This window comes from Bartonella sp. MU70NMGDW, from assembly GCF_042194085.1.
Classification (GTDB): domain Bacteria; phylum Pseudomonadota; class Alphaproteobacteria; order Rhizobiales; family Rhizobiaceae; genus Bartonella; species Bartonella grahamii.
Map to the genome: position 1 here is coordinate 1 of NZ_JBHIMK010000129.1, position 3,948 is coordinate 3,948.

The window sequence follows — 3,948 nt, forward strand, 5'->3', positions numbered from 1 at the left end:
AGAGCTTTTTTGATCTCAAGCTGATCTGCGCCGGGCTTTTCCCATGCATCTACAGCTGTTCGAGAAGGCTGTTCTTCGTAACATCCAGCCATAACAAATAAGGTTATCCCGCTTAATAATTTTAAAATATGCTTCATTTTCCTATCCTTGAGTAATTTTGGCACGAAACAATCTATAAATTATTTTACATGCTGTTTTTTATTTTCAAAACAATGATGGACATTATCAACCTTTATTATTTTTATCTTCCCGAAGATTATAACATTATTTTTATATCAAAAATACGGTAAAATTATTACTAAAATCATATTCTATCAACGGCATGCTTATAATTATTATCAATATTTTGATTACAACAAAAATAGATATTTTTATATTATTGCGCCTACAGTTGTAGTACCCATAAATAAATAGCATTGAAATGGTGACTTAAGGACACCCCAGTGCACAGGCATGAAAAACATGAAGATAGGGATTGTTGATCATCATCAGCAAAAATTAAGACTGATATTCAGGAGCGGTTTTATATTTTTTACAAAACGAGCTGTTCAAACGCTTCTTGACACTTCGTTGCGGGATAACAGCACTAGGACGACAAATGGAGAGGTTTTCATCTTTATTAAGTATAACACCAATATAGTCCTCCCCATTTGTAGTGGAATTTTGCTTGGATCATGCAAACATCAATGGAAGCCACTGCATTGATGCTTAACTTTTTATTTTCTGGAAAGATATCATAAGGAGCTGGCATGCCACATTCTAACAGTGCTTTTCTTACCTCAGTAAAGTCTGCTCTAGGTTTCTCCCAAGCACTCAAAACTCCTAGTGGGGCTTGTCGATGTTATATCCAGCGATATTTGACAGAATGAGACCACTTAATAATTTTAAGATTTGTTGCATTTTTTTCTCCATAAATAACCTAAACCTAAATTATCTAAAATCGAATAAATTGGCATAATATGAAGCGTTCCATAGTGCATTGCACACGTATAAGGCGCATGACTATAAAAATTCTAGGATCATAGGCGCCTACCGCTCTCCTCTCCTTTCGCATGGGAATTGCTGGTGGAAATAATATATAGGGAAACTCCAAGGATACCTTATAAAAAGTAGGTGGATTGTGACCAAATCCTATACCAATGGGGTTAAGTAAATGGTTTTGTAGGTAAACATGATCTTTTTCGCCATCATTTACGACATATAATAGATTTTCTATCGATAGAGCCTTATCAGCTGTTCCCAAAAGATAGATATTGTTTCTTTGCTATATTGTGGATATCTCGCTTTTTAAAGTCACGCAATCCTTTACTTTGGGGGGCTACATGCACGAACAATCGCGACTATATTGCCATTTAGCCCGCCAATCAAACTATTATCGATTTTGTGTTTTACATCTCTATAATCAAAACGTTTGGCTGCGCCCCTTACATCTTTTATGGTACCAAGAATGCCCACATTGACAGATCCTGTCACACCAACAAAGCACTTTTCAGGCATTTCTTGTATCTTAGAGATATCATAGTTTTCCGAAAGCGTGATATTATTTCCAGCATCAACGTTGACATCACACTCTGCTGAAACATTTGTCGGCTTACATGTTTACATCATGATCAGCAATAATCTGTACCTCTCTGCGCTTTGAAATAGGATTGAACGGAGCTATTTTCCTATTGATCGCCAGTGTCTTTCGCACTCGCACCCACAACAGAAGCACCGCTGCTGCTCTTTTCAATCTGAAAGCCAAAGCCTGTGTGCTCTTCCTGTGTACTTGAACTATGATTACTATGACCCACAACACAGTTGCGGAGTGCATTTTGTCCTTCTCCACTTGTGATAAAAATTATCCCGTATCAATATTATAAAAAATAAGTTAGATCCTTGCTCTTTTGCTCGCAATAACAACAAGAATCGTAAAACTGTCACACGTTCATTGTTCTCTTTAATTTACTCTTCTATGAAATTTTATTGTGATACCTTACTGCTCTTTATTGAAGTTTTTGCAAACGCAATGATACAATGACTTTGATTATTCACTATTTTCTACCAACGCCAATCCTCTTTGAGAAAAAATAATAGACAATAAAAAACTTCTCCCCTTTACCCCACAACAACTCAAATATCCTTTTAAAGGATACAGAAGACTCCAACCCTTCTTTTCGAGAGAATACATCTAGAACTTTATCTTCGATTCTAAAAGCAATAGTAGTTTCTTAAACAACAAAATTTAAACAACAAATTTTTTAAAGAGCTTATAAAATAATAAAAACAATAACTTACCTTGTAAAACAGAACTCCATTAATACGTTTAGAAAAAGATATCTGCCTATAATCTTGTCTCTATTAAAATCTATTTGCATTGTTAAGCATTTTAACATGAAAGACTTATATTGATTTCAAAGCTCACCATAAAAAAATGCCCAATATTTATATGATTTGGCCGTTAGCATAAGCAATGGCTCACAAAAACTTCCAAAGCAAAATAATAACGAGCAGATTTTTTTCAATCTCAATTGTTCTAATCTTTAGAGTATAACAATCAAACAACTGTTCTCCTGATGACATCAGTTATTTGTTTTGAGTTTTATCTCTATTCACATTTTATTGCTGTTTCTTTTGCTTAAAATTATAAAGTTTAAGTGCATAGAAACAAATAACAAGCCAAGCAATCCAACTAAAACCTATAATTAAAATTGGCCGTGTCTCATCAAAATACCATAAGAGAATAAAAATAAAAACCATAAATAAAATAGAAAAAATCGATCCTATTGGCCAAAATGGAATTGGAAATTTTAAACCATTCTGTGCTTCTTTAGGCATCTTAATTCGCATAAAAAATTGTGAAAGTAGAATCATCATCCAAACAAAAACTGTCGCAAATGTTGCCATTGCAGCAATAAGAAAAAAAAGCTTTTCATGATAAAAATAATTAAGGACAGCACCAAGAAGAAAAATACCGAAAATCATCAAAATAACAAAAATCGGTATACCATTTTTTGATAAATATTGAAACTTCTTTAAAGCATAACCTTCCTGCGATAAACCATGTATCATGCGACAAGCACCATACATTCCACTATTCATTGCAGAAATAGCCGCTGTAACAACAACAATATTTAAGATATTTGCCGCATATGAAATCCCAAGATTTTCAAAAATGGATACAAAAGGGCTGTCCATAAGACCAATCTCATTCCAAGGATAAAGTGACATTAAAATCGCTAACGTCATGACATAAAAAAGCAAAATACGAACTGGAGTAGAATTAATTGCCTTTGAAATTGTTTGATGAGGGTTTTGAACTTCCATGACTGCCATCCCAATGATTTCTATACCACCAAAAGCAAAAACAACAACACTAAAGCAAGCTAAAAAACCAAACCAACCATTGGGAAAAATACCACCATTTTTCCATAAATTATGAACAGTAACGGTAGAAAAATCTGCACCTTCACCCCACCCAAAAAAAATAATTGCTATTCCTAAAATAATCATTGCAATGATAGCGATAACTTTAATAGAAGATAGCCAAAACTCTAGTTCACCATAGACTTCTACAGCAGCTAAATTAATACCTGTAATGATTAATGTAATACTCAGTGCCCATACCCAAGGAGCAACATCAGGATACCAAAACCCCATATAAGTCGCAAAAGCTGTAATATCAGCCAAACCAACAAGAATCATCTCAAATACATATGTCCATCCCGTTAAAAAACCTGCTAATGGTGATATGTAATTTGCCGCATAACGAGCAAAAGAACCAGGTAATGGATTATGAAGTATCATCTCTCCTAGAGCCCGCATAACCATAAAAATAGCTAAACCAGCAATACAATAGGCAATCAAAACACTGGGACCCGCAAGCTTAATTGCCTGTGCAGACCCATAAAAAAGACCTGTTCCAATAGCAGAGCCAAGAGCTAAAAAAATAACTTGGCGCTTACTCAT

Annotated in this window: 3 protein-coding genes and 1 pseudogene; all 4 read right to left on the reverse strand. The window is 34.4% G+C overall.

Features of this window, described 5'->3' with window-relative positions; all coding sequences use genetic code 11:
- Window positions 1-498 precede the first annotated feature (498 nt).
- Window positions 499-900: pseudogene (locus ACFIKE_RS08590) on the reverse strand (hypothetical protein).
- A gap of 405 nt (window positions 901-1,305) precedes the next feature.
- The gene (locus tag ACFIKE_RS08595; protein WP_375649310.1) at window positions 1,306-1,497 is read right to left on the reverse strand and encodes a hypothetical protein; all 192 of its coding nucleotides are present in this window, start codon (window positions 1,495-1,497) and stop codon (window positions 1,306-1,308) included.
- A gap of 170 nt (window positions 1,498-1,667) precedes the next feature.
- Window positions 1,668-1,793: a hypothetical protein gene (locus ACFIKE_RS08600; RefSeq protein WP_375649313.1), complete on the reverse strand. Its 126-nt coding sequence runs from the start codon at window positions 1,791-1,793 to the stop codon at window positions 1,668-1,670.
- Between the two features lie 805 nt (window positions 1,794-2,598).
- On the reverse strand, window positions 2,599-3,948 hold a 1,350-nt coding region (locus ACFIKE_RS08605), incomplete at its 5' end, for an amino acid permease (RefSeq protein ID WP_375649315.1).